The 24,448-nt window shown below is 67.9% G+C and carries 27 protein-coding genes and 2 tRNA genes; 4 read left to right on the top strand and 25 right to left on the bottom strand.

The window, feature by feature from the left end; all coding sequences use genetic code 11:
* Positions 1–13: 13 nt before the first annotated feature.
* The 5 genes from tsaE to coaA all read right to left on the bottom strand — a co-directional run bounded on the left by tsaE (position 14) and on the right by coaA (position 4,930).
* Positions 14–511 carry a tRNA (adenosine(37)-N6)-threonylcarbamoyltransferase complex ATPase subunit type 1 TsaE gene (tsaE, locus tag SOM10_RS16040; protein ID WP_320491062.1) on the bottom strand — a complete coding sequence of 166 codons (498 nt, stop codon included), beginning with the start codon at positions 509–511 and terminating at the stop codon, positions 14–16.
* Positions 508–1,614, bottom strand: coding sequence for an alanine racemase (gene alr / locus SOM10_RS16035; protein WP_056277250.1), 1,107 nt, complete (start codon positions 1,612–1,614; stop codon positions 508–510). The genes tsaE and alr overlap by 4 nt, the downstream gene beginning before the upstream one ends.
* Positions 1,611–1,970 (bottom strand): holo-ACP synthase, encoded by a 360-nt coding sequence (locus SOM10_RS16030; RefSeq protein WP_053098944.1) that lies wholly within the window; start codon positions 1,968–1,970, stop codon positions 1,611–1,613. The genes alr and SOM10_RS16030 overlap by 4 nt, the downstream gene beginning before the upstream one ends.
* Positions 1,971–2,081: 111 nt before the next feature.
* Positions 2,082–3,929 (bottom strand): glutamine--fructose-6-phosphate transaminase (isomerizing), encoded by a 1,848-nt coding sequence (glmS, locus tag SOM10_RS16025; protein WP_053098943.1) that lies wholly within the window; start codon positions 3,927–3,929, stop codon positions 2,082–2,084.
* A 56-nt stretch (positions 3,930–3,985) separates the two neighbouring features.
* Positions 3,986–4,930 carry a type I pantothenate kinase gene (gene coaA, locus SOM10_RS16020; protein ID WP_053098942.1) on the bottom strand — a complete coding sequence of 315 codons (945 nt, stop codon included), beginning with the start codon at positions 4,928–4,930 and terminating at the stop codon, positions 3,986–3,988.
* A gap of 36 nt (positions 4,931–4,966) precedes the next feature.
* Between coaA and SOM10_RS16015 the strand changes: the two genes are divergently transcribed.
* The gene (locus tag SOM10_RS16015; protein WP_320491060.1) at positions 4,967–5,911 is read left to right on the top strand and encodes a Ppx/GppA family phosphatase; all 945 of its coding nucleotides are present in this window, start codon (positions 4,967–4,969) and stop codon (positions 5,909–5,911) included.
* A 34-nt stretch (positions 5,912–5,945) separates the two neighbouring features.
* Here SOM10_RS16015 and glmM read toward each other — a convergent pair whose 3' ends face one another.
* The 8 genes from glmM to SOM10_RS15975 all read right to left on the bottom strand — a co-directional run bounded on the left by glmM (position 5,946) and on the right by SOM10_RS15975 (position 13,343).
* A complete protein-coding gene (gene glmM, locus SOM10_RS16010; protein WP_053098940.1) occupies positions 5,946–7,304 on the bottom strand; it encodes a phosphoglucosamine mutase in 1,359 nt (452 codons plus the stop codon).
* A gap of 14 nt (positions 7,305–7,318) precedes the next feature.
* Complete coding sequence (gene rpsI / locus SOM10_RS16005) at positions 7,319–7,804, bottom strand: 30S ribosomal protein S9 (protein ID WP_042539158.1); 486 nt, start codon at positions 7,802–7,804, stop codon at positions 7,319–7,321.
* A gap of 27 nt (positions 7,805–7,831) precedes the next feature.
* Complete coding sequence (rplM, locus tag SOM10_RS16000) at positions 7,832–8,278, bottom strand: 50S ribosomal protein L13 (RefSeq protein WP_045253410.1); 447 nt, start codon at positions 8,276–8,278, stop codon at positions 7,832–7,834.
* Positions 8,279–8,455: 177 nt separating this feature from the next.
* Positions 8,456–9,124: an endonuclease/exonuclease/phosphatase family protein gene (locus SOM10_RS15995; protein ID WP_056277241.1), complete on the bottom strand. Its 669-nt coding sequence runs from the start codon at positions 9,122–9,124 to the stop codon at positions 8,456–8,458.
* Between the two features lie 19 nt (positions 9,125–9,143).
* Positions 9,144–10,421, bottom strand: coding sequence for a hypothetical protein (locus SOM10_RS15990; protein ID WP_320491051.1), 1,278 nt, complete (start codon positions 10,419–10,421; stop codon positions 9,144–9,146).
* A 14-nt stretch (positions 10,422–10,435) separates the two neighbouring features.
* On the bottom strand, positions 10,436–11,284 hold the full coding sequence (gene truA, locus SOM10_RS15985; RefSeq protein ID WP_320491049.1) for a tRNA pseudouridine(38-40) synthase TruA: 849 nt from the start codon (positions 11,282–11,284) through the stop codon (positions 10,436–10,438).
* Positions 11,285–11,339: 55 nt separating this feature from the next.
* Complete coding sequence (locus SOM10_RS15980) at positions 11,340–12,878, bottom strand: APC family permease (protein WP_053098936.1); 1,539 nt, start codon at positions 12,876–12,878, stop codon at positions 11,340–11,342.
* 90 nt (positions 12,879–12,968) lie between these two features.
* Positions 12,969–13,343: a helix-turn-helix domain-containing protein gene (locus SOM10_RS15975; RefSeq protein WP_320491046.1), complete on the bottom strand. Its 375-nt coding sequence runs from the start codon at positions 13,341–13,343 to the stop codon at positions 12,969–12,971.
* A gap of 94 nt (positions 13,344–13,437) precedes the next feature.
* Here SOM10_RS15975 and SOM10_RS15970 point away from each other — a divergent pair, with 94 nt between their 5' ends.
* Entirely contained in the window at positions 13,438–14,283 is an 846-nt protein-coding gene (locus SOM10_RS15970) for an SDR family oxidoreductase (protein ID WP_320491044.1), read from the top strand.
* Positions 14,284–14,368: 85 nt separating this feature from the next.
* Here SOM10_RS15970 and SOM10_RS15965 read toward each other — a convergent pair whose 3' ends face one another.
* The 6 genes from SOM10_RS15965 to SOM10_RS15940 form a co-directional block, all read right to left on the bottom strand.
* Entirely contained in the window at positions 14,369–14,722 is a 354-nt protein-coding gene (locus tag SOM10_RS15965) for a hypothetical protein (protein WP_053098933.1), read from the bottom strand.
* A complete protein-coding gene (locus SOM10_RS15960) occupies positions 14,719–15,342 on the bottom strand; it encodes an Asp23/Gls24 family envelope stress response protein (protein WP_053098932.1) in 624 nt (207 codons plus the stop codon). Before SOM10_RS15960 ends, SOM10_RS15965 begins: the two co-directional genes overlap by 4 nt.
* On the bottom strand, positions 15,339–15,905 hold the full coding sequence (locus SOM10_RS15955) for an RNA polymerase sigma factor (RefSeq protein ID WP_056277222.1): 567 nt from the start codon (positions 15,903–15,905) through the stop codon (positions 15,339–15,341). Before SOM10_RS15955 ends, SOM10_RS15960 begins: the two co-directional genes overlap by 4 nt.
* 123 nt (positions 15,906–16,028) lie before the next feature.
* Positions 16,029–16,496, bottom strand: a complete 468-nt coding sequence (locus SOM10_RS15950) for an Asp23/Gls24 family envelope stress response protein (protein ID WP_320491040.1) — start codon at positions 16,494–16,496, stop codon at positions 16,029–16,031.
* A gap of 159 nt (positions 16,497–16,655) precedes the next feature.
* Positions 16,656–17,849, bottom strand: a complete 1,194-nt coding sequence (locus SOM10_RS15945) for a M20 family metallopeptidase (protein WP_320491039.1) — start codon at positions 17,847–17,849, stop codon at positions 16,656–16,658.
* On the bottom strand, positions 17,846–18,145 hold the full coding sequence (locus tag SOM10_RS15940) for a hypothetical protein (RefSeq protein WP_320491038.1): 300 nt from the start codon (positions 18,143–18,145) through the stop codon (positions 17,846–17,848). Before SOM10_RS15940 ends, SOM10_RS15945 begins: the two co-directional genes overlap by 4 nt.
* A gap of 65 nt (positions 18,146–18,210) precedes the next feature.
* Between SOM10_RS15940 and SOM10_RS15935 the strand changes: the two genes are divergently transcribed.
* Both SOM10_RS15935 and SOM10_RS15930 read left to right on the top strand, forming a co-directional pair.
* Positions 18,211–18,822 carry a TetR/AcrR family transcriptional regulator gene (locus SOM10_RS15935; RefSeq protein ID WP_187250041.1) on the top strand — a complete coding sequence of 204 codons (612 nt, stop codon included), beginning with the start codon at positions 18,211–18,213 and terminating at the stop codon, positions 18,820–18,822.
* Positions 18,823–20,502 (top strand): MDR family MFS transporter, encoded by a 1,680-nt coding sequence (locus tag SOM10_RS15930; protein ID WP_187250040.1) that lies wholly within the window; start codon positions 18,823–18,825, stop codon positions 20,500–20,502. It begins immediately after the preceding gene.
* 61 nt (positions 20,503–20,563) lie between these two features.
* On the opposite strand, the gene SOM10_RS15925 is transcribed toward SOM10_RS15930, so the two are convergent.
* The 6 genes from SOM10_RS15925 to SOM10_RS15900 form a co-directional block, all read right to left on the bottom strand.
* Positions 20,564–20,746, bottom strand: a complete 183-nt coding sequence (locus SOM10_RS15925; protein ID WP_187250039.1) for a hypothetical protein — start codon at positions 20,744–20,746, stop codon at positions 20,564–20,566.
* Positions 20,747–20,944: 198 nt separating this feature from the next.
* Positions 20,945–21,018 (bottom strand) — tRNA-Met (locus SOM10_RS15920).
* 34 nt (positions 21,019–21,052) lie between these two features.
* Positions 21,053–21,124 (bottom strand) — tRNA-Thr (locus SOM10_RS15915).
* 67 nt (positions 21,125–21,191) lie between these two features.
* Entirely contained in the window at positions 21,192–22,475 is a 1,284-nt protein-coding gene (locus tag SOM10_RS15910) for a peptidoglycan DD-metalloendopeptidase family protein (RefSeq protein ID WP_320491035.1), read from the bottom strand.
* Between the two features lie 123 nt (positions 22,476–22,598).
* A complete protein-coding gene (locus SOM10_RS15905; RefSeq protein WP_320491033.1) occupies positions 22,599–23,393 on the bottom strand; it encodes an inositol monophosphatase family protein in 795 nt (264 codons plus the stop codon).
* Positions 23,390–24,409: a hypothetical protein gene (locus SOM10_RS15900; RefSeq protein WP_157538099.1), complete on the bottom strand. Its 1,020-nt coding sequence runs from the start codon at positions 24,407–24,409 to the stop codon at positions 23,390–23,392. Before SOM10_RS15900 ends, SOM10_RS15905 begins: the two co-directional genes overlap by 4 nt.
* Positions 24,410–24,448 lie beyond the last annotated feature (39 nt).

The raw sequence follows: 24,448 nt of genomic DNA, 5'->3' as shown, positions 1-24,448 counted from the left end.
GGGTAGTCGTCGTTCAGCCGGTGATCGCTGAGCGTCCGCCACGCGTGATCGACACGTGCCGCGGTGCGTCGGCGTCGAGCTCCGAGGGGTCGAGCTCGTCGTCACCGCCGACGGGACGCTCCAGCTCGATGTCCCACCAGGTCTCGGCAAGGTCCTCGGCCATCCCGCGTCCCCACTCGATCACCACGACCGATCGTGCGAGGTCGAGGTCGAGATCGTCGAGCTCTGCCCCTGAGCCGAGCCGGTAGGCGTCGACGTGCACGAGCGGCGCGCGTCCGACGAGCGAGGGGTGCGTGCGGGCGATCACGAAGGTGGGGCTCTGCACGGGGCCGCGTACGCCCAGACCGTCCGCGAGTCCGCGGGTGAACGTCGTCTTGCCTGCGCCGAGCGGGCCGGTGAGGATCAGCAGGTCGCCCGCTTCGAGCTGCTCGCCGATGCGGAAGCCGAGCTGCTCCATCGCGTCCGAGGTCTCGATCTCGCGGCGCCCCAGGAAGGACGGGTCGACGCTCATGCCGACCGCCGGGGAACACGGGCGCCGATGCGCGTCACGATCTCGTAGTCGATGGTCGATGCGGCGTTCGCCCACTCCGATGCCGAGGGCACGCCGAGCGTCGGGTCGCCGAACAGCACGACCTCGTCGCCGATCGACACCGGCGCGTCCCCGACGTCCACGACGAACTGGTCCATGGCGATGCGGCCGACGTTCGTGTATCGGCGCCCGGCGATCGATACGGGCAGGCGCCCGGATGCGTGGCGCGGCACGCCGTCGGCGTATCCCAGCGGGACGAGCACCAGCGTCGTGTCGCGGGAGGTGCGGTGGTCGTATCCGTACGACACCCCGGCGCCGGCCGGCACGCGGCGGACGGCGGCGATCGCCCCCCGCAGCGTCATGGCCGGGCGAAGCCCCAGCTCCGCAGAAGAGCGGTCATCGAACGGCGAGAGGCCGTAGATACCGATGCCGATGCGCACGGCATCCAGACGCATCTCCGGCAGGTCGATCGCGGCCGCTGTCGCCGCGATGTGCCGGATCTCGGGATGGATGCCGAACGACGCCGCCGCCGTGACCGCCTCCTCGAACTTCGCGAGTGCCTCACGGTCGTCCTGAGGCGACGTGTTCGAGAGGTGGCTGAAGAGCCCGACGATGCGCAGCCGCCCGATGCGTTCGAGGCGCGCGGCTTCGGCGAGCACACGACGCCAGTCCGCCGGGGCGATGCCGTTGCGCGACAGCCCGGTCTCGAACTTGAGGTGCACGCCGACCGGGCGGTCGACCGAGGCGACCGCTCCCGCCGCTTCGAGCTGGTCGAACGACGAGATTCCCACCTCGATGTCGTGCGCCGCAGCCTGGTCGAAACGCTCGCCCGGCGCGTGCAGCCAGGCGACGATCGGAGCGGTGATGCCCTGACGACGAAGTTCGAGCGCCTCAGGGATCTCGGCGACCCCCAGACGAGTGGCACCCCCGGCGAGGGCGGCGACGGCAGTCGCGGCAGCCCCGTGGCCGTAGGCGTTCGCCTTCACGACGGCGATGACCTGCACGCCGGTGAGTCTGCGGAAATGGCGGACGTTGTCGCTGATGGCATCCAGCTCGATGCGGGCTTCGCGGAACGGAACGGTCACAGCGGCTCTCCTTCGGCGACCACGAACGCTGCGGCGAGCCCCGCGTCATGGGTGAGGGTCAGGTGCAGTCGGGTGATCCCGCGCTCTGCGACGACGTCGGCGGTGGAACCGGAGAGCACGAAATGCGGGCGGCCGGATGCCTCGGAGGCGATCTCGATCTCGATCCAGTGCACGCCGTCAGAGCCGCCGAGCGTCTTGATCAGGGCTTCCTTCGCGGCATAGCGCGCGGCGAGCGACGGCAGTCTGAGACCCCGCTCCCCCGGCGCGAACAGCCGCTCCCGAAGCCGCGGCGTGCGCTCCATCGTCCGCTCGAACCGCGGGATGTCCACGAGGTCGATGCCGGTCCCGATGATCACCAGTTCAGCCTAGTCGCGGCATCCCGAATCGGTCGGCCCAGCCTCTGCACGCCGCCCGTGCCCCGGACGGGTGACGTGTCTCGACGAGCCGCCTCCGGAGGCCGACGACGCTTACTCGACGGTGACGGACTTGGCGAGGTTGCGCGGCTGGTCGACGTCGAGCCCCTTGGCCGTGGCGAGCGCCATCGCGAAGATCTGCAGCGGGACGACAGCGAGCAGCGGCTCGAACATCGCGCCGGCGAGCGGGATGCGGATGACTTCGTCGGCGAACGGCAGCACGGCCGCATCGCCCTCTTCCGCCACCACGATCACCCGAGCTCCGCGAGCACGGATCTCCTGGATGTTCGAGACGACCTTGGAGTGGACCACAGCCGAGTGTCGAGGCGAAGGCACCAGCACGAAGACGGGCTGTCCGGGCTCGATCAGTGCGATCGGGCCGTGCTTCAGCTCGCCGGCGGCGAAGCCCTCCGCGTGGATGTACGAGATCTCCTTGAGCTTCAGCGCGCCTTCGAGTGCGATCGGGAAGCCCACGTGGCGACCGAGGAACAGCACCGAACGAGTGTCGGCCATCCAGCTCGCGAGCTGGGTGACATGCTCCTGCTCGCTCTCGAGGACCTTGGCGATCTTCTCGGGAAGTGCGGTGAGCTCGGCGACGTCGACCGACGCATCCTGGACGGAGCCGCGCACGCGCCCCACGTGCAGGCCGAGCAGCAGCAGAGCGGTGATCTGCGCCGAGAAGGCTTTCGTCGACGCCACTGCGACCTCGGGCCCGGCGTGGGTGTAGACCACCGCATCGGACTCGCGAGGGATCGTCGCACCCTGCGTGTTGCAGATGGAGAGGGTGCGCGCGCCGCGCTCCCTCGCGTACTTGACGGCCATCAACGTGTCCATCGTCTCGCCGGACTGGCTGATCGAGATCACGAGGGTGTCGTCGCCGATCACCGGGTCGCGGTAGCGGAACTCGTGCGCCAGCTCGACGTCGACGGGGACCCGCGCCCACTGCTCGATCGCGTACTTGCCGACGAGCGCCGAGTACGCGGCCGTACCGCAGGCGGTGATGATGATGCGGTTGATGCCGAGGAACAGGTCGTCGAGCCCGTCGAGCTCGGGGATCACGACCTGGTCGCCCTGGATGCGGCCACGGATCGTGTTGGCGACCGCCTCGGGCTGCTCGGCGACCTCCTTGGCCATGAAGCTCGACCAGCCGCCCTTCTCGGCGGCGGCGGCGTCCCACGAGACGTCGAACGGCTCGGCCTCGACAGGCGTGCCGGCGAAGTCGGTGACGGTGACGGCGTCCGGGGTGATCGAGACGATCTGGTCCTGGCCGATGGCCAGTGCCTTGCGGGTGTGCTCGATGAACGCGGCGACGTCGGAACCGAGGAAGTTCTCACCCTCGCCGAGGCCGATCACCAGGGGCGAGTTGCGGCGAGCACCCACGACCAGGCCCGGGTGGTCCTGATGCATCGCGAGCAGGGTGAAAGCGCCCTCGAGGCGGTTGACGACGGCGCGGAACGCGCCCTGCAGGTCTCCGCCGTTGTTGCGGTACTCGCGGCCGAGCAGCGCGGCAGCGACCTCGGTGTCGGTCTCGCTGCGGAAGCTGACGCCATCGGCGAGCAGCTCGTCGCGGAGCGAGGCGAAGTTCTCGATGATGCCGTTGTGGATCACGGCGAGCTTGTCGTCATCGGCGAGATGCGGGTGCGCATTCTCGTCGGTGGGCCCACCGTGGGTGGCCCAGCGGGTGTGCCCGATGCCCGTGTTGCCGTCCGACAGCTCGGCATCCTTCAGCGAATCGCGCAGCATGGCGAGCTTTCCCGCCTTCTTGCGCATCCCGAGGGAACCGTCGCCGTCGATGACGGCGACACCCGCGGAGTCATACCCGCGGTACTCGAGACGGGCGAGGCCTGCGAGCAGGATGTCCTGGCTGGGCCGCGGGCCCACGTATCCGACGATTCCACACATGTCGTCAAGAGTAAGGCGGGCTTTTTGCGAAGGTTCCGAACGAAATAGCCGACCGGTCAGAGCTTCCGCAGGAGCACGCTCTCGACGCTGTGGTCGACGCCCTTGTTGAGCACGAGACGCGCGCGATGCTTGGTCGGCATCACGTTCTCGACCAGGTTCGGCATGTTGATCTCGTTCCAATAGCCGAGAGCCGTCGTGATCGCCTCGTCATCGGTCAGGTGGGCGAAGACGTTGAAGTAGGACGAGGGATTCGAGAACGCGCCCTGGCGCAGTGCGAGGAACCGATCGACGTACCACTTCTCGATGTGCGAGGTGTCGGCGTCGACGAAGATCGAGAAGTCGAAGAGGTCGCTGACGGCCACGTCATTGGGGGCGGGCGGCGGCTGGAGGACGTTCAGGCCCTCGACGATCACGACGTCGGGGCGACGGACGACCACATGGGCGTCGGGGACGATGTCGTAGCGCATGTGCGAGTAGAACGGCGCCCGCACCTCTGCCGCACCGCTCTTCACCTCGGTGAGGAACTCGAGCAGCGCCCTCCGGTCGTAGGACTCCGGAAAACCCTTGCGCTCCATCAGCCCCCTGCGCTCGAGCTCGGCATTCGAATACAGGAACCCGTCCGTCGTCACGAGCTCGACACGAGGGGTGCCCGGCCAGCGGCTCATCAGCTCGCGCAGCAGACGGGCGATCGTCGACTTTCCGACGGCGACGGAGCCGGCGACTCCGACCACGAACGGGGTCGTGGAATCGTCCTCCTGAAGGAACGAGCTGGTCGCGGCGCCCAGACGCTTGGTGGCCGTCGCGTAGAGGCTCAGCAGTCGACTGAGCGGCAGATAGACCTCGCGCACCTCGGCGAGGTCGAGCCGGTCGCCGATGCCCCGGAGTTCGACGACCTCGGTCTCGGTGAGCGGCTGGTCGAGCCCCGCCGCCAACCGCGCCCATTCATCGCGCCCGATCTCGCGATACGGAGACAGCGGCAGCGTGGGGTCGGCGGTGGTCACGGATACATCGTAACGGCGCACGAGTAGTCTCTATCCGTGCGCCTGGGAGTACTCGACATCGGTTCCAACACCGTCCACATGCTCGCCGCCGATGTCCGGCCCGGCGGCAGGCCGCTGGCGACCACCAGCGACCGCACCGTCCTGCGCCTGATGCGCTACCTCACGGATGACGGATCGATCTCGGAAGAGGGGGTGCGCGCACTCGAAGCGGCCGTGGCCCAGGCGCGCGCGGTCGCGGAAGCCGAGCGGGTCGATGAGCTGCTCGCCACCGCGACGAGTGCGGTGCGCGACGCCCGGAACGGTGCCGACGTGATCGCCCGCATCGAAGCCGCCCTCGGCCAGCCTCTGCAGGTGCTCGATGGAGAGACCGAGGCCGAACTCACCTTCCTCGCCGTTCGGCGCTGGTTCGGCTGGTCGGCCGGCCAGCTCCTTCTCCTCGACATCGGCGGCGGATCGCTCGAGGTCGCGGCGGGCGGTGACGAGCTTCCCGACGCCGCGGCATCCGTCCCACTCGGAGCCGGTCGGATGACCGTGCAGTTCCTTCCGCAGGACCCGCCGGGCGAAGACGACGTCGAGCGGCTTCGCGAGCACGCGAGCGCCACCCTTGCCGAGGTGCTTCCCCGATTCACCGCGCTCCCGCGGTCCGATCACGTCGTCGGCTCCTCGAAGGCGATCCGATCTCTGGCTCGACTGGCCGGCTATCCGGTTCCCGGCTGGTCGGGGATCCAGCGCATGGTGCTGCCGCGAGCAGCGCTGGGATCGTGGATCCCTCGACTCGCTCGCCTGCCCGCATCCGCGCGGCAGGAGCTGCCCGGGATCACGGCGGATCGCACGTTCCAGATCGTCGCCGCCGCCGTATCGCTGCACACGGCCATGACGGCGCTCGACGTCGATGAGCTCGAAGTGTCGCCGTGGGCTCTGCGCGAGGGCGTGCTGCTGAGATACATCGAGCAGTTGAACTGGAGCGCGCCGCGCGACTGACCAGGGGTCGGTGCCGCACGGCGCGCTCGACGGTTCAGAGGGAGAGGCGCTCCCGCACCACATCGACGAGGCGGTCCGCGTACGACTGCGCGGATTCCGCATCCGGTGCCTCGACCATGACTCGGACGAGCGCCTCGGTGCCCGACTTGCGCAGGAGCACCCGGCCCGTCTCGCCGAGTTCGGCTGCGACCTCGCGAACGGCCTGCTGCACGACGGCATCGGACTCGAGCGCGTCCTTGTCGACGTCGCGGACGTTGATCAGCACCTGCGGGTAGACGGTCATCACGCTCGCGAGCTCGGCGATCGTCTTGTTCTGGCGCGCCATCTCGGCGACGAGGTGGAGCCCTGTGAGCAGACCGTCACCGGTGGTCGCGAACTCGCTCATGATGACGTGTCCGGACTGCTCTCCGCCCAAGGCGTAGCCGCCCCGGTTCATGTCCTCGAGAACGTAGCGGTCGCCCACCGCGGTCTGTCGAACCGTGATCCCCTGCTCGCGCATGGCGATGTGCAGACCGAGATTGCTCATCACGGTGGCGACGAGGGTGTCGTCGGTGAGGTGACCGCGTTCCTTCATCGCGACCGCGAGGATCGCCATGATCTGATCGCCGTCGATGACGTTGCCCTGAGCGTCGACAGCCAGGCATCGATCGGCATCGCCGTCATGCGCGATCCCGATGTCGGCACCGAGACGGACGACAGCCTCGGCGAGCTGGTCGAGGTGCGTCGAACCGACGCCGTCGTTGATGTTCCAGCCGTCCGGATCGGCACCGATCACGGTGACATCGGCCCCGGCATCGCGGAAGGTCTCCGGCGAGACGCCGGATGCGGCGCCGTGGGCGCAGTCGAGCACGACCTTGATGCCGTTGAGCCGGTTCGGCAGCGAGCCGAGCAGGTGGACGACGTAGCGGTCTTCGGCGTCGGAGAATCGGATGATCCTGCCCACGCCGGCACCGGTCGGACGCAGCTTCTCGCCGGCCATGGCCTCTTCGATCCGCTGCTCGACGACATCGGGCAGTTTCACGCCGCCGCGGGCGAAGATCTTGATCCCGTTGTCGGGTGCCGCGTTGTGCGAGGCCGAGATCATCACACCGAAGTCGGCGTCGCGGTCGGCGACGAGGAACGCGAGAGCCGGCGTCGGGATCACTCCGGCCTCGAGCACGTCGACGCCGGAGGATGCGAGTCCTGCGGAGACGGCAGCGGTCAGGAAGTGACCGGATACGCGGGGGTCGCGGGCCACGACTGCAGTGAGTCGCTTGCCTTCGGCTTTACGAGCCTCCGCAGTACGGCCCTGGCCCAGGACGACAGCAGTCGCCTGGGCCAGGGTGAGCGCGAGGTCGGCGGTGAGGATGCCATTGGCAAGCCCTCGCACGCCGTCCGTGCCAAAGATCGGCATCGGAGCGGTGGACCTTAACGCTTCGAGTACTGAGGCGCCTTGCGGGCCTTCTTGAGTCCAGCCTTCTTGCGCTCCTTGACGCGAGCGTCGCGCGACAGGAAGCCGGCCTTCTTCAGGGTCGGACGGTTGTTCTCCTCGTCGATGCCGTTGAGCGAACGAGCGATGCCGAGACGCAGTGCACCGGCCTGGCCCGAGGGGCCACCGCCCGAGATGCGCGCGATGACGTCGTAGCCGCCGGCGAGGTTGAGGATGGTGAACGGGTCGTTGATCAGCTGCTGGTGCAGCTTGTTCGGGAAGTAGTCCTCGAGCGTGCGGCCGTTGACCGTGATCGTTCCCGAGCCGGGGACGAGACGCACGCGGGCGATGGCCTGCTTGCGACGGCCGACAGCGGCACCCGGGACGCTCAGCACGGGGCGGGGAGCCGCCTCGACTGCGTCGGTCTCGGGAGTCGACGTCGAGAAGTTCTGGGGGTTTTCGGTGGTGTCCTGGATGTCAGCCACGAGTATGTCCTTAAGTCTTTACGGCGCTTACTGGGCGACCTGGTCGAGGGTGTACGTCTTCGGCTGCTGAGCGGCGTGTGGGTGCTCTCCACCGACGTAGACCTTGAGCTTCGACAGCTGCTGACGGCCGATGCTGTTCTTGGGGAGCATGCCACGGATGGCCTTCTCGACAGCACGGACCGGGTTCTTCTCCATGAGCTCGGCGTAGGTGACCGACTTCAGGCCGCCCGGGTAACCCGAGTGGCGGTAGGCCAGCTTCTTCTGGAGCTTCTGACCGGTGAGCGCGACCTTGTCGGCGTTCACGATGATGACGAAGTCACCCGAGTCGATGTGGTTGGCGAAGGTGGGCTTGTGCTTGCCACGCAGGAGCGTAGCGGCGTGCGAGGCCAGACGGCCAAGAACGACGTCAGTGGCGTCGATGACGACCCAGTCACGCTGGACCTCGCCGGCCTTCGGGGTGTAAGTGCGCGTCACGATAGTGCTGCTTTCTTGTTCGAACGGAGAAGTTCGTGAATCCCACTCCGGGGTGGTTCTTCCCTACAGGGAGGAACACGCCAGTGGAGGGCTCACGTTCGTGGCACTCGGCAGTCGAGTACCAAAGTGACAGCTTACGTCATTCCGAGCGTTCTCCCAAACCGGGCCGGTCGGCGGTCAGTCGAAGCGGGTGGTCACCAGGATCGGACGGTGGTCGCTCATCCCCTGCGGGAGCGTGGTGACCCGCTGGATCTCGAAGCCGACAGAGGTGGCGAAGTCGTAGTGGCCGCGGAACACGCGGTACCGGGTGTAGGTGTGATCGTCGCTCAGTGTCAGCGCGTATCCGTGTTCGCGGATCGTCTGACCGAGGTTCTCCTTGAACACGGGGTAGTTGTAGTCGCCGACCATCAGCTGCGGCAGTCCCTCGCCGAGCGTCGCCAGCTCGGTGAGCGCCGCCCGGATCTGATGCCGCCGCAGGGAGTTCAGGGCCGTGAGCGGCGCCGCATGGAACGACGCGGCGATGAACTCGCGCCCCGCGTCGATGTCCCGCAGCCGTGCGCCCAGGACCCGCTCGTGCGCGGGCTTGGCGATGCGGTCGTGCAGCGACTTCTTCAGCTCGATCGTGCGGATGCCCTGCAGGTGGAACTCGCTCGCGCGATAGAACATCGCGAGTCCCAGCCGGTTGCCCTGTGTCGCATCTGCGAGGGTGAGGTCTCCGATGGTCTCCGGCAGGTCCGCGACATCGCACTCCTGCAGGCACAGGATGTCAGGATCGTGCGTCGAGACCAGCGCCGCGAGCTCTCCTGCGGCGCGGTGCTTCTGCAAGTTGTACGAGATGACCTTCATCGCACTTCACGGTAGTGCGTCAGTCTTGGATTCCGGTGGCAATCGCCCGCCCTCGCGTCGTCGCGTCGCCGCGGCGTCCGACGTCGCCGGGGAACAGTGCATCCCGCGCGAGCTGGCGCTCTCTGCGACGTCGGCGCGAATCCGCCCAGCCGATGACGAAGCCCGAGGCGATCAGCACGACGGCGGCGACGAGGGGCCACCGTGCGTCCATCGCCGTCCAGTCCGCCCAGATCGCGCCGGTGCCCACGATGAGAGCACCCGCCCCGACCACGGACAGACCGATCTGCAGCCGGACCATCGACCGATTGCCCGCGAGCAGGGACTCGACCAGGCTCGTGTCGACGCGACGCGGCACGCCGTCAGAGACCCACCGCACCAGCGCGCGCTCGCGCGAGAACTGCAGGACGACTCCCCCGAGCCAGGCGACGATGCCGAGGGCGGCGCACATCGCGATCGCTGCGCCGCTGGTCAGGCTCAGCACATCGATGCCGTTCTCGATGGGCTCGTCCCAGTAGACCGGGTCGCAGGTGCGGCACTGCTGTCGCATGAACACCGACAGCATGAAGGCCGCGAGCGAGAGGAGCGTCGCCGTCAGCAGGATCTTCGCGATCCGGCCGACCGTCCGCGCGCTCGGCACCGCGAGCCAGCGGGGCACGACGGTGCGCATCGCCGCGTCCCTGCGGTCGGCGTCGCGCCTTTCCGCGAGCGGCACCAGCCGCTTCCACCGGCTCCACTGCGTGCTCATCCGCGGCCCAACGCGCTCGACGGCTCGTCGCCCGAGTCGTCGCACCGCCGCGGCGCCGGCGGCCAGCACGGCGATGACGAGGAGCGCGACCCAGCTCACCGCATCCTCACGGAGATCTTCCGTGAAGAGCACCCCCAGCGCCAAGAGGGCGCCGAGTCCCACCACGCACCAGAACATCACCGTGCCGGTCTTCTGCAGGAGTGCGGCCGGTGACGCCTGCAGCGTCTGGCGCAGGGAGTGCTGCGGCACGGCATCCGGGTTCTCGAGCGCAGCGGCTTCGACGGCGCGCAGTGCCGCGAAGCGTTCGGCGACCACGACGACGGGGACGAGAGCTGCCAGCAGCGCAGCCGCGAGCAGGAAGACGCCCATGCTCGCTCGGAATAGAGGGTCGAGGTCGATCTGCCAGTACAGGGACGACAGCGCCTCCTCCCCCACGATGCCGACCACGATGATGCCGACGAACGTGTAGAGCGTGCCGACGATCAGCCCGATGCAGGTGTCGACCAGCGCTCGCCAGAACGCCCAGCCCGGGGAGGTTACTTCGACGAACATCGCAGCCCACCGACTCATGCGCTCGTGCCGTCACGACGGGCGCGCGTCTGCTCCGCCCTGATCGACAGCAGATCGTCGGCGGGATAGCCGACCTCGGTGAGCGTGAGTCCCCGCGCCGCCAGGACCTTGAACTCGCTGGTGCGGGTGAGCGCGTCGCGCAGCACGACCAGATCGTCGATGTCGAGACGCCCTTCCCCCACGGCGACACACGCGCCCACGAGGGCCCGCACCATGCTGTGGCAGAACGCGTCGGCCTTCACCTCGGCGACCAGCACACCCTCGGCGTCCCTCGACCAGCGGTAGTCGAGGAGCGTCCGGATCGTCGTGGCCTCCTCGCGAGGTTTGCAGTAGGCCGCGAAATCGTGGAGTCCGATGAGCGTCCGCGCCGCGGCATCCATCGCCTGGTCGTCGAGAACGCCGCGGTGCGCGGTCGTGTCGTGGCGTCGAAGAGGGTCGTACCCCGCCGTCGAGTCGGCGAGACGGTAGCGGTAACGCCGCCAGACCGCAGAGAATCGGGCGTCGAATCCATCGGGAGCGATGGACGAGCGCGTGACGGTCGCATCGGGGTAGGCGCCGAGCACTCCCCTCATCCGTCGCGCGATCGACGCCGCAGGGTCCTGCGGCGCACGACCCTGACGCGACTCGATGCGGGCCCACTGCTCCTCGTCGAGGTCGACGTGCGCGACCTGACCCAGGGCGTGGACCCCGGCATCCGTCCGTCCTGCGACGACGAACTGCACCTCGGAGCCGACGATGCGAGCAAGCGCGGCCTCGAGAGTCCCCTGCACTGTGCGCAGGGTGGGCTGCTTGGCCCACCCGCGGAAGTGGGTGCCGTCGTAGGCGATGTCGAGCCGGATGCGCACGGATAAAGCCTAGGGCGTACCCGCGCGCGATCCGGCTCGGACAGGATGCCGCAGCTCAGATGCCGCCGTCGATCGAGCGGATCAGGCCCGGCTCGTCGGGCACCATCACCTGGGTGTCGCGGTTGAGGCTCTCGCCGCGGAAGAACCTCTTCGACCGCGGGAACAGGTACCAGACGAACATGAGCACGAGGCCGAACGCGAGCGCTCCGATGCCGATCACGAAGGTGCCGCCGATGCCGAAGAGCACCGTGTAGCCGTAGTCCACGTCCCACATGTCGATCGCCGACTGCACGAAGGCCCAGGTGAGCATGGCCGCGCCCAGCACCGGGAACAGCCCCTTGAAGAGGAAGTCGCGCGCCGAGCGGGTGAGGTCCTTGCGGAAGTACCAGGCGCAGGCGAACCCGGTGATGGCGTAGTAGAACGCGATCGCCAGACCGAGCGACAGGATCGAGTCCTGGAGGATGTCGTCACTGATCAGGGTCATGCCGATGTAGTACGCGATGGCCACGACCCCCATGACGATGGTCGAGAAGGACGGAGTCTTGTAGGTCGGGTGCACGTCCTTGAACTTCGCCGGCAGAGCGCGGTACACGCCCATCGCGAGGGTGCCGCGGGCGGTGGGGAGGATCGTGGTCTGCGTTGACGAGATGGCCGAGAGCACGACGGCGACCACGAGCACCCAGCCGAACGGGCCGAGCAGGCCGTCCTTGATCGCCAGGAAGAAGTCGTCGGCGTTGGCCTCGTTGCCGAGCCCGGTGCCCTCCGACCCGAGACCGGCGTACATCATCGCGGCGATCGTGACGCCGACGTAGGTGACGAGGAGGATGACGGTCGTCAGCAGCGCCGCGCGACCGGGGATCTTCTTGGGATCCTTGGTCTCCTCGTTGAGCGCGAGGCACGTGTCCCAGCCCCAGTAGATGAAGAGAGCGAGCAGGATCGACTCGGTGAATCCGGGCCAGCTGGTGAACGCGAACGGGTTCAGCCATTCCATCTCGAACGGCGTCGGGTTCGGGGCGGTACCCGCGAAGAACTGCCAGAGAGCGGCGACGACGAAGATCGCCAGGGCGAGGTACTGGATGCCCAGCAGAACGTTCTGGATGCGCTCACCGATCTCGACGCCGCGCCAGCTGACCCAGGTCATCGCGGCGATGAACAGCACAGCGACGAGGACGATCCGCCAGTCGTTGTTCTCGAGATCGAACCCGATCAGGGACCAGAAGTAGACCGATGCGATCTGGGCGAGGTTGGCGAGCACCACCATGCCGGCGACTGCGACACCCCAGCCGCCCATCCAGCCGACCCAGGGACCGAACGCCTTCGTCCCCCACGTGAACGTGGTGCCGCAGTCGGGGACGGCGTTGTTCAGCTCACGGTAGGCGAAGGCGATCAGCAGCATCGGCACGAACGCGATGATGAACGCGATCGGTGCCTGAGCTCCGACGGCCAGCACCACATAGCCGAGCGTCGCGACGAGTGAGTAGACGGGGGCCGTCGAGGCCAGGCCGATGACGGTCGAGCCCCACAGACCGAGGGTGCCGGCGGCCAGGCCCTTGCCGTCGGGGCGTTCGAGATGGATCGGCGTCGTAGCTGACATGCTCAGAACATACGGGTACCGCGTATATCGCGTCAATCCTTTTCTTATACCGACGGATTCCGTGGGCGTCTGCGCTACTGAGCGACGGAATCAGTCGAGTGAGTCACGAACGATCATTCCGTCGGCGTGGTCGGCGACCCACTCGACGAGCGGCAGCATCCGCCCCATGAGATCCCGCCCGAGAGGAGTCAGGCTGTACTCGACGTGCGGAGGCACCGTCGGGAAGGACTCCCGACGCACCAGCCCGTCGTCGGCGAGGGTTCGCAGGGTCGAGGCGAGCATCTTCTCGCTGATGCCGCCGACCTCGCGGCGCAGTTCGCCCCAGCGATGGGTGCCGTCGGAGAGGGACGAGAGCACGAGCACGCCCCACTTGCTCATCACGTGGTCGAGGATGACGCGGGTGCTGCATCCGGGCTCGAAGATCTGCGGAGCCGACTCGCGGATCTGTGCATAACTAACCGTCATGTATGTACCTTACTTCAAAGTGGGTACCCACAGTATGGAATGTTCCGACACGGTGGCCAGGTTATCGCCTCTGTCACCTACGAAAGGACACCCCATGACCATCCTCGTCACCGGTGCGACCGGCAACCTCGGACGCCTCGTCATCGCCAGCCTCCTCGAGCGCGGCGCCGACCCGCAGTCGATCATCGCCGGCGCCCGCGATGTCGCGAAGGCCGAGGATCTCGGCGTGCGGGTCGCGCGGCTCGACTACACCGACCCCTCCTCCGTCACCTCCGCCCTCGAGGGCGTGGACAGCGTCCTGCTGATCTCGGGTTCCGAGGTCGGGCAGCGCGTCGCGCAGCACCAGGCAGTCATCGACGCCGCCCGGTCCGCCGGTGTCACGAAGTTCGTCTACACCAGCGCTCCGAAGGCCACCACGAGCGATCTCGTGCTCGCCCCCGAACACAAGGCCACCGAGGAGCTCATCACGGCGTCCGGTCTGCCGGCAGTCATCCTGCGCAACAACTGGTACACCGAGAACTACGCCGCTGACCTCGCCCGTGCAGCCGAGACCGGAGTGCTCGCCTCCGGAGCCGGCGACGGCCGCGTCGCGTCGGCCAGCCGCAAGGACTTCGCCGAGGCCGCAGCCGTCGTGCTGCTCGAAGACGGTCACATCGGGCAGGTGTATGAACTCGGCGGCGACGTCGCGTGGGACTACACCGAGCTCGCAGCCGCGATCGCGGAGGTCTCCGGCCGCGACGTGACCTATCAGCCGCTCACGGCCGACGAGCAGCTCGCCGGACTCCAGGCGGCCGGTCTCGACGAGGGCACGGCGGGCTTCGTCGTCGCTCTGGATGCCGGCATCGCGTCGGGCGCGCTCTCCGAGTCGGACGGCACGCTCGCGCGCCTCATCGGCCGCCCCACGACGCCTCTCGTCGAGGGCCTGCGCGCCATCGCCTGATCCGCCGTTCGGCATCAGGCCGACCGCCCCACCAGGAGGCGCCGATCCTCACCCAGGACCGGCGCCTCAGCGCGCTCACGCGGACTCAGTCCGACGATGCCTCCCGAGGATGGACATACGCGATCGTGAGCACGATCTCGACGGACCCCAGCCCGTCCTCCGCCAGGACCTTCTCCAAGGCCCCGCGGACGTCCTGCAGCAGCTCGACGGCACTCGCCGAGTACTCGATGCCGAGCGATGCCTCGACCACGACGCCCTCGTCGGCGACGCGAACCGCCACGAGCGGCTCGTCGACCCGGCTGATGCCGATCGCGACCGCACCTTCTCCGACGAGATTCGACACCAGTGAGCCCGCCCGGTAGACGCTGCGCACACCCGGGGTGGCCAGCACGGCCGCCTCGATCCTCTCAGCGAGTCCCGTGGGATCGGTAACGCTCATGGTGTCTCCTCCGCCGCGCTGCTGATTCTCTGGATGTCCCGCACGGTGACGTCGATCGCGGTCACCGTGAGGGACGTCTGCCGCCGCAGACGCTCGGCGACCTCTTCGCGGAGCCGGTCCACCGCCTGCGGGATCGACTCGCCGTAGACGGCGTTGACCTCGATCGCGATGCGGATCGGCTCGCCCACGGCGGTGACGTCGCCGTCGAGTGTCGACCGCCCGACCAGAATGCCGGGCACAGCGTTCTCCGCCGAGCGGATGAGGCCCCGGACTGCCCCCTCGGTGATTCCGAAGTCGACCGCGGGGTCGGTCTCTGCGAACGGGATCCGACGCCCGGCGCGGGCGTCCAGGGCGATGCCCGAGAGGATGCGATCGACCCAGCTGTCATCGACCTCGGGCATGGCGGCGGCATCGGCGTCGATCAGCTGACCGCCGAGGCCGTGCAGCCGCTCGAGTGCGTCGAGAGCGAGCTGGCATCCCGGCGAGCCCTCGATCGACGGGTCGAGGGGAACCCTCCCTGCTTCGAGATAGTCGCTCAGCTCTTCGAGCGTGTGCCCGTCGAGATCGCCCGGTTCGAGACCGAGCTGACGGACGTCGGGGGTCGCCTGATCATCGCTCATCGCCAGGCCTCCATTCGCACGATCATGAATTTGCGGGCTCTGGCGAGAAGGCCACGCGCCGTCGACACCGATATGTCGAGCTCGGCGGCGATCTCGTCGTACGAGTACCCGCCCATCTCCCTGAGTACCCAGCACTCTCGCTGGGCGGCCGGCAGCTCCTGCAACGCCGCCCCCAGCGCCTCGATCCCCGCGCGGGCCTCGACGACGCGCGCCGGAGCACCCTGCGGCGGCGCGGCCTGCTCCACGTCGTCGACGTCGATCATCGGTCGCAGTGCGCGGATGCGATCCACCGCCTTGCGGCTCACGATGCGCATCAGCCAGCTCTTGACCTTCGCGGGGTCGTCCAGTTCGGAGAACCGCTGCCACGCGGTCACGAACGTCTCCTGGACGATGTCGTCGACATCGGCCGAGGCGTTCAGCATCCGCTGCGTGTACGCGCGCATCATCGGCGTGTACCTGCGCACCAGCACCGCGAATGCGGCGACGTCCCCATCCATCGCCCGACCGGCGACGATCCGGTCGTCGGCCTGCTCGAGTGCAGAGCGAAAGCGTTCCCCAGCCATGCGTCGACTCCCTTTTCCATTCCCCCGAATAGATTCGGAGCGGACCCGTGATCGGATCGGATCATCGACCCGATCACGAGGTCACGAGATGCTGATCCGATCACTCGTTCGCATCTCGATGGATCACAGGACACGCGTCTCCACGGCGTCGTCGGCGGCGGCGGCGACGTCGTCCGACGCGTCATCGGAGGGGATGTGGACGTCGTTGATGGTGACGTTGACCTCGACCGCCTGCTTGCCGACGAACTCGCTCATCGCGACGGAGATCGCCGCGCGGACATCGTCCGCGACCTTCTGCAACGATGCCGGGTACTCGGCGACGATCGTCACGTCGACCGCGACCTGCGTCTCGCCCACTTCGACGCTGACACCCTGGGTCAGGTCGGTGGAGTTGAGAGCATCACGGATGGCTCCGACGGCGCGAGCGGCTCCGCCACCGAGCGCGTACACGCCGGGAACCTCTCGAGCCGCGATGCCGGCGATCTTCGCGACCACGCCGTTCTCGATGATCGTCGCACCCGTCGAGGCGATGGTCGAACCTGCCGGGGCGACCTGGACCTTGGGCTGCTGTGCGTTCGAGACGTTCGCCATCATGTGCTCCTTCGTCAGTGTGTTCCGATCCCCTGCGGGGAGGGCCGCAGTGCAGCGACACCACTAAGACGGATGCTACGAACGATTCGTCACAAATTGGTCGTCATTCATGACGGAGGCCGCTCCCCGACGGGGAGCGGCCTCCGCTGAGAGGGGACGTCAGCGAGCCGTGCGGGCGAATGCGACGGATGCCAGCGCTGCAGCCTGGTCGCCGAGCACCGCGTCGTCGAACAGCACCCTCGGCGAGTGGTTCCACTCGATCGTGCTCGGGTCCGCGTCGGGCGGCGAGGTCATCAGCGCGATGAACGTGCCGGGCACCTCGTCGAGGACGAAGGCGAAGTCCTCTGATCCCATCATCGGCGTCGGCATGATGACGACGCGCTGCTCGCCGAAGACACCCTGCAGCACGTCGACGGTCTCGGCCGTCTCTGCGGGGTCGTTCACGGTCACCGGATACATCGTGTCGAAGCGCACGTCGGCGGTGAGGCCGTGCGCGGCCGCCACCCCCTCGATCACCCGAGGCAGCCCCTCCTGGAGGGTCGCGAGCGACGCGGGCGACATGTTGCGGACGGTCGCAGCGAGCTCGACCTGCTCGGGGATGACGTTGACCGCTCCCTCACCCGTCGAGAGCCGGGTGACCGACAGCACCACGGGATCGAAGGCATCGAACCGCCGCGTCACGAAGCTCTGGAGCGCCAGCACGATCTCGGCCGCGGCGGGCACCGGATCGAGCGTCTGATGAGGCTGCGAACCGTGCCCTCCCCTGCCGTCGACCGTGACGAAGAGCTGGTTGGATCCGGCGGCCACCGCTCCGCTCCTCGTCGCGAAGAGGCCGCGCGGACCCGGTGCGACATGGATCGCGTACGCGGCGACCGGACGTTCACCGGCCGCGTCGAGCAGCCCCTCCTCGATCATGACCTTCGCGCCCCCGTGTCCCTCCTCCCCCGGCTGGAACATGAAGATCACCGAGCCGTGCAGCTCGTCGCGTCTCTCCGAGAGAAGCCTCGCCGCGCCCACGAGGCCCGCGGTGTGCAGGTCGTGCCCGCACGCGTGCATGGTGCCGTTGGTGGAGGCGAACTCCAGACCGGTCGTCTCCTCGATCGGCAGGGCGTCCATGTCACCGCGCAGCAGCACCGCGGGCCCCGGCCTCCCTCCGCGCAGAACCGCCACGACCGAGGTGGTGCGCGTGCCGGTGGTGATCTCGAGGGGCAGTCCTTCGAGCGCGTCGAGAACCTTCTGCTGCGTGCGCGGCAGGTCGAGTCCGAGCTCGGGGTCGGCGTGCAGAGCTCGTCGCAGGGCGACCAGGTCGGGCAGGATCGCGACGGCATCGGCCGCGAACCCGGGGGCGCTCAAGAGTGGGCCTTTCGTGCGGAGGGGTCGGTGAGGCGCGGCATCCGCATGAATGCGAGCGCGAGGGCGGAGATGATGAACGCGCCGGCGCAGACGCTCCAGATGGTGATGTAGCCGCCGATCGACGAGCTGAGGGATCCGGATGCGGTGAAGCCCGCGAGCAGCACGGCGAACACCGCGCCGGCAGCCGACCCTCCGAGGGTGCGCAGCGAGTTGTAGACCCCGGCCGCGATCCCGGTCGAATCGCTCGGGGCCAGTTCGGCGACGAGCGCGGGGAGAGCTCCGAGGAGGAAGCCCATACCGACACGATCGGAGCACGGAGCTCACAGTGCACTCTTAGGTTCAGAGTGCAAGATTGCACTTCATGAGCGAGAGTGCAGATTCATTGCGAGAGCAGCGCAAGAGGGAGACGTCCCGCGCACTCACCGACGAGGCTCGCCGACTGACGACCGAGCACGGTTTCGCCGGCTTCACCGTCGAGGAGCTCTGCTCTGCGGTCGGTGTCTCGCGGCGTACGTTCTTCAACTACTTCGAGAGCAAGGAGAACGCCGTCTTCGGGTTCGCCGCGATCGACTCGCGACAGGAAGCGCTCGAGGCCGCCTTCGTCGCGCAGGACGGCGAGCTGCTCGACGACTTCATCGGGTTGACGATCGCGCGATTCGAGCTCTTCAATCCCCTCGACGACGCGCCGGCCCTGTTCGCGGTGATCGAGCAGGAGCCTCGACTGCTCAAGGCCGCATTCGAGCAGCTGGCGAAGAACGAGAGGCGCGACGGCGAGCTCGTCGTTCAGCGAAGCGGTGGAGGCGACGATGCCGAGCTGCGCGCCGAGGTCATGGTCCACACTGTCGGCGCCCTGGTGCGCCTGTGCATGGACCAGTTGCTGCACCACCACTCGACCGACTCCTTCAGCGACCTCGTCAGCCGACGCCTCGAGATCGCTCGCACCGTGTTCGCACCATCACAGAAAGCCCACTGAATGTCCGCCACCGCCACCAAGGATGCGCCCTTCCTGCTCACGAAGCGCCGCATCTGGATCATCTTCAGCGCCCTGATAGCGGGCATGCTGCTCTCGAGCCTCGACCAGACGATCGTCTCGACCGCCATGCCGACCATCGTCGGACAGCTCGGCGGCGTCGACCACCAGGTCTGGATCACCACGGCCTATCTGCTCGCGACCACCATCGTCATGCCCATCTACGGCAAGTTCGGTGACGTCCTGGGCCGACGCAACCTCTTCCTCGTCGCGATCGCGCTGTTCACGCTCGCGTCCGTCGGCTGCGCCTTCGCCACCGACTTCTGGATGTTCGTGATCTTCCGCGCACTGCAGGGCCTCGGCGGCGGCGGTCTGATGATCCTGTCGCAGGCGATCATCGCCGACATCGTCCCCGCGAACGAGCGCGGCAAGTACATGGGTCCCCTGGGCGCCGTCTTCGGTCTGTCGGCCGTCGCCGGCCCCCTGCTCGGCGGGTTCTTCGTCGACCACCTCACCTGGCAGTGGGCGTTCTACATCAACATCCCGGTCGGAATCGCCGCCTTCATCATCGCCCTCGTCGCGTTGAAGCTGCCCAGCAAGAAGGCCCAGAAGCCGATCGACATCTTCGGCGTCATCTTCCTCTCGATAGCGACGACCTGTCTGATCTTCTTCACCGACTTCGGCGGCGACAAGGAGTTCGGCTGGGATTCGCTCGCCACATGGGCCTGGGGAGCCGGGCTCATCGTGGCCGCGACCGCATTCGTCATCACCGAGGCCAAGGTGCAGGACCCGATCATCCCGCTGAGCCTCTTCCGCAATCCGATCTTCGTCAACGCGACCGCGATCGGTCTCGTGCTCGGCATCGGGATGTTCGCGGCGATCGGGTTCGTCCCGACGTTCCTGCAGATGTCGTCGGGCACGTCGGCCGCCGCATCCGGTCTGCTGATGATCCCGATGATGGTGGGACTGATCGGAACGTCGATCTTCTCGGGCATCGCGATCTCGAAGACGGGCAAGTACAAGATCTACCCGATCGTCGGAACGATCCTGACGGGCATCGCGATGATCTCGATGACCACCCTCTCGGCCGAGACGCCGATCTGGCTGATCTGCGCCTTCCTCTTCGTGTTCGGCGCCGGTCTGGGCCTGATCATGCAGGTCGTCGTGCTGGTCGTGCAGAACGCCGTCCCCGCCGGCGAGATCGGCACAGCTACGAGCACGAACAACTACTTCCGCGAAGTGGGTGCATCACTCGGAACCGCCGTCTTCGGCACGATCTTCACGACCCGCCTGACCGAGAACCTGCTCGGCGTCTTCGCCGACGCCGGAGCATCACCGGATGCCGCCTCGCAGGCGGCCTCGACGATCGACCCCGCGACGTTGAACTCGCTGCCGGACGAGGTCAGGGACGGCATCGTCACGGCCTACGCGGATGCCCTCGCACCGGTCTTCTGGTACCTGGTGCCCTTCATCGCTCTCGCTCTGGTGCTCTCGCTGTTCCTCAAGCAGATCCCGCTGTCGGATCAGGCGGGGCTCGTCGCTCGGGGCGAGGCCATCAGCGGCGAGGAGGCGGAGCGTCTCGAGGCGGAGCAGCGCGGCGGCTCCGGTCGAAGTGACGCCGCCCCCGGCGACGAGGACCGCATCGCAGCCGGTCGGCGCGACATCCCACCCGCCGGTCGCTGACTTTTTCACGAAAGACGGGCCCGCTCCTCAGATGAGGAGCGGGCCCGTCTTTCGTGCGTGGTCAGGGGAGGTCGCCGACCTCGAGCTCGTCCGGGTGATCCGCGTTGTCGCCGTCGGCCTTCTGGCTCTCACCCGGGGTGGCGGGGTCGACCTCGGGGTCCGGGTCGTTCGTCACGAAGTCGGCGTCCACGCCGGTCGCGTCGATCTCGGCGCCTTCGTCCGGTGCTGCGTGGGGGTCTGACATGAGTCGCTCCTATCGTCCGGGTACTGGACGACCAGTGTGACCGCCGCAGGCCTCGCCAGGGCATCCCCTTGACATCGCGCACGCCGAGCCGCATCCGATCCGGTGGGCACCGTGCGAACATCGTGCCCGGAGTGCGTGCGGATCGATCCTGAGCCCGGGTACGCAAAAACCCCCGGGAATCCCGGGGGTTTTCATCTGTAGCAGGAGCGGGGCTTGAACCCGCGACCTCACGATTATGAGTCGTGCGCTCTGACCAGCTGAGCTACCCTGCCACACCGCATCCGCATCGCAGATACGAACGCTGTGAGCCCCGAGTCAGGATTGAACTGACGACCCCTTCCTTACCATGGAAGTGCTCTGCCACTGAGCTATCGGGGCGTGCTGCCCCTCGCGGGGCAACCACACGAGAATACCATCACTGTGGCGTCCTCATGAAATCGAGGTGTCAGTACGAGGTACGACCCGCGTTCTCGCGCAACCACGGCAGCGGATCGATCGTGCCGCCGTTGATGATGATCTCGAAGTGCAGGTGCGCTCCGTAGGAACGACCGGTGTTTCCGGTGTGGCCGACGACGTCGCCGACCTTCACGGTCTGCCCGGGCTTGACCTGCAGCGAGCCGTACTGCATGTGCGAGTAGTGGCTCGTGACGATCTGTCCGTCGATCACGTGGTCGATGTACACGGTGACGCCGTAGGCGCCGCCCTGCTCGGTGGCGATGCGCACCACGCCGTCGGCGATCGCCTGGATGGGCGCTCCCTCACCGGGGACGAAGTCGATTCCCTCGTGCAGACGACCCCAGCGCATGCCGTATCCCGAGCTCATACCCACGCCGACCTTGAACGGCCACTGGATGGCAGCCTCGGCGTCGTTGGTGAAGACCTCGTTCGAGTAGTTGATGCCCTCTTCCGATGCCACCTGGATGAGAGACACGCTCGAGAAGCTGTCGGAGCGCGCGAGCGGCTCGTTCTGCACGTCGGAAGACGTGACGAACGCCTGGATCTCGTCGTCGGATGCAGCCTTCGACGCCGTACCCGATGCAGCGACGAGGGACGTCGCCGCGAGCGACGGCGTTCCCTGCACTGCGGCGACGGCTTCGGCAGGAAGGGTCATGCCGACGGCGAGGAGACCGGCGAGGCTCATCACGCCGACGGTCGCGCCGACGGCGAGGAACTTGCGTGCAGACGGGCGACGGCGCACGACATGCTCGACCGGAGTCTCGTCAGCCTCGGCGGCCTCCGTCGGGTCCTCGGCGGGCTCGGCCGCGGCCTCGGGTGCCACGCGACGGAATGCACGGGCAGCCGTCTCGAAGGCATCCTCGTCGCTCGAACGGTGGCTTGCGTCGTCCGCGCGCTCCGAGTCGGGCTGATCGTGCTCGGCTGCTGCGGGCATCGCAATCGGCTCGGCGACGATCGGCTCGATGACGATCGGCTCGGCGACGTCCGCGGGAGGCTCAGCGGTCTCGCTCACGACGACGTCGGCGGAGTCGGATGCTGCTGACGCCGCCGCGACCGCGGTCGCGGCGATGAAGACCTCTGCGGTGTTCAGTCGCTGGCGGGCGGCACGTCGAGACAGGGGAGCCTCGGAGGGGACGGGCGCGGCTTCGGAGACGGGCGCGGCTTCGGAGACGGCTTCCGTCACTCCTGCCGCGGAGGCCTCGAAGGCCGCAGTGCGGGGACGGCTGGAGCGGCGCGTGGGCGCAGAGGCAGCCTGGGGATTCTCGAAGGGCAAATCAGATTCTCTCGGGTTCAAACGTCAAGCTCGGGGGCGCTTACGACCTTCACCGATTCGGGCCGATGAAAGTAACGATCGGATAAACCCTAGCCTGATCCACCTGTGAATGCCATGAATCGTTCACGTTTCATCTCGAAGAATATCGAGGACGCGCTGATGGACCTCAGTGCCACCCGCGATGAGCATGGGTCTCGCGGAGGCACGGTCGATCAGCGAGACATCGCCCCCCGCCTCGGTGACCAGCAGCGCGCCTGCCGCGTGATCCCACGGCTTCAGGCCACGCTCGAAGTAGCCGTCCAGCCGCCCGGAGGCCACGAAAGCGAGGTCGAGGGCGGCAGAGCCTGCGCGGCGGAGGTCTCTCGCGATCGGCATGATCCTGCGCACGGTCGCGAGGTCGCCGTCATGCGTCGCGGGGTCGTAGCCGAATCCGGTGGCGAGCAGCGCTCCCGCCGGCGTCTCGGTCGTGACCGACAGCCGCACGTCGCCCAGGAAGGCGCCATGACCTCGAGCGGCGGTGAACATCTCGGCGGTTGCGGGCGCGTAGACGGCAGCGGCGAGCGCCTCCCACTCCCCCGCGACTGCGCTGCCCCTCACTGCCGCGATGCTCACGGCATAGGAGGGGATTCCGTATGCGTAGTTCACCGTGCCGTCGATCGGATCGACGACCCAGGTGATGCCGGTCACGCCGGGTTCAGCCTCCGACTCTTCGCCCAGGAAGCCGTCGCCGGGTCGAGCGACCCTCAGCCGGTCGCGGACGAGCGCTTCGACTTCGCGATCGGCCTCGGTGACGATGTCCGCCAGCGTCGACTTCGTGGCGGCGAGGTGCACGCCCTCGTCGCGACGGCGCCGCGCCAGGTCGCCTGCCTCGCGTGCGATCCGGCGGGCGAGGTCAGCCAGTTCGAGTTCGATGCTCACTGGGGAGGCAGCGGCGGAGCCGGCGGGTAGGCGTCGTGAGCAGTGGGAGCCGGCGGATAGGCGTCGTGAGCCGCGGGCGCGGGCGGAGCCGGAGGCGTCGCCGGGCCCTGCGAGTACGGCTCAGGCGCGGTCGGGAACGGCGCGACGGGAAATCCCTGCGGCGCGGGAGCGACAGGGAGCGCCTGCTGCGGCTGCGGCGACGGGTGGCCGGTGTAGTAGGCATTCCAGTCCGGCGAGCCGTCGGGCAGCACCGGCAGCGGCGTCACACCGTCTGCGTAGGTCGGCCATGCCGGAGCGGCTGCGACACTCTGCGCCGCGGCGGCGGCACGAGCGCCGGCCGGCTTGCGAGGAGCGAACAGGGCGTTGAGCAGCGGGATCAGCGTGGTTCCGACCGCGGCCAGGATCGTGAGTGCGACGACGATTCGCCAGTACAGCTCGCCGTAGTCGAAGGTGTGCGGGAAGGTGAGGAAGAAGATCAGCATGGCCACGAGGCCGCCGAGGAACACGATCGTCGCGATGTAGATGATGCGGGTGAACGTCGTCACGTGACGCTGCGCGGCCGGAGTGAACAGCCTCACATGCAGCAGGGCGAGCTGCAGGATTCCCACCACGAGCAGCAGCTGGAAGAAGCGCTCTGCACCGGTGAAGAACGCGTCGTCCTCGGGCAGCCAGATCTTGACCGCTCCGACCAGCAGAGCCACGATCCAGCTGACCATGCTCGACAGCGCGAGCCAGTCGGGACGGTTGGGGGCGAGTCCCGCCTCGAGGATCGCGATCCCCGCGAACGCGGCGAGCAGGAGGATCGTGAGGAATGCCCGCCCGATCAGCCCGTCCTGATCACCGATCAGAACCCACACGACGCAGACGAGCGCCGCGGCGATGAGTGCGCCGATGGCGATCCAGATCGCCCCTCTGATGAGAAGGGACATGTTCTTCTTCTCGACCAGCGCGGGGGGCTGCTGGGTGATCTCCGGCTGCGACATCGCGTTCCTCTCGTTGAGCGGCGTTGCGTTCATCCTTGCATGCGCCGGCGCGGAGGCAGGAGCATCGACATG

It is taken from the genome of Microbacterium sp. CFBP9023, assembly GCF_034045055.1.
Lineage (GTDB): Bacteria > Actinomycetota > Actinomycetes > Actinomycetales > Microbacteriaceae > Microbacterium.
This window is presented reverse-complemented; position numbering and strand designations above follow the sequence as displayed.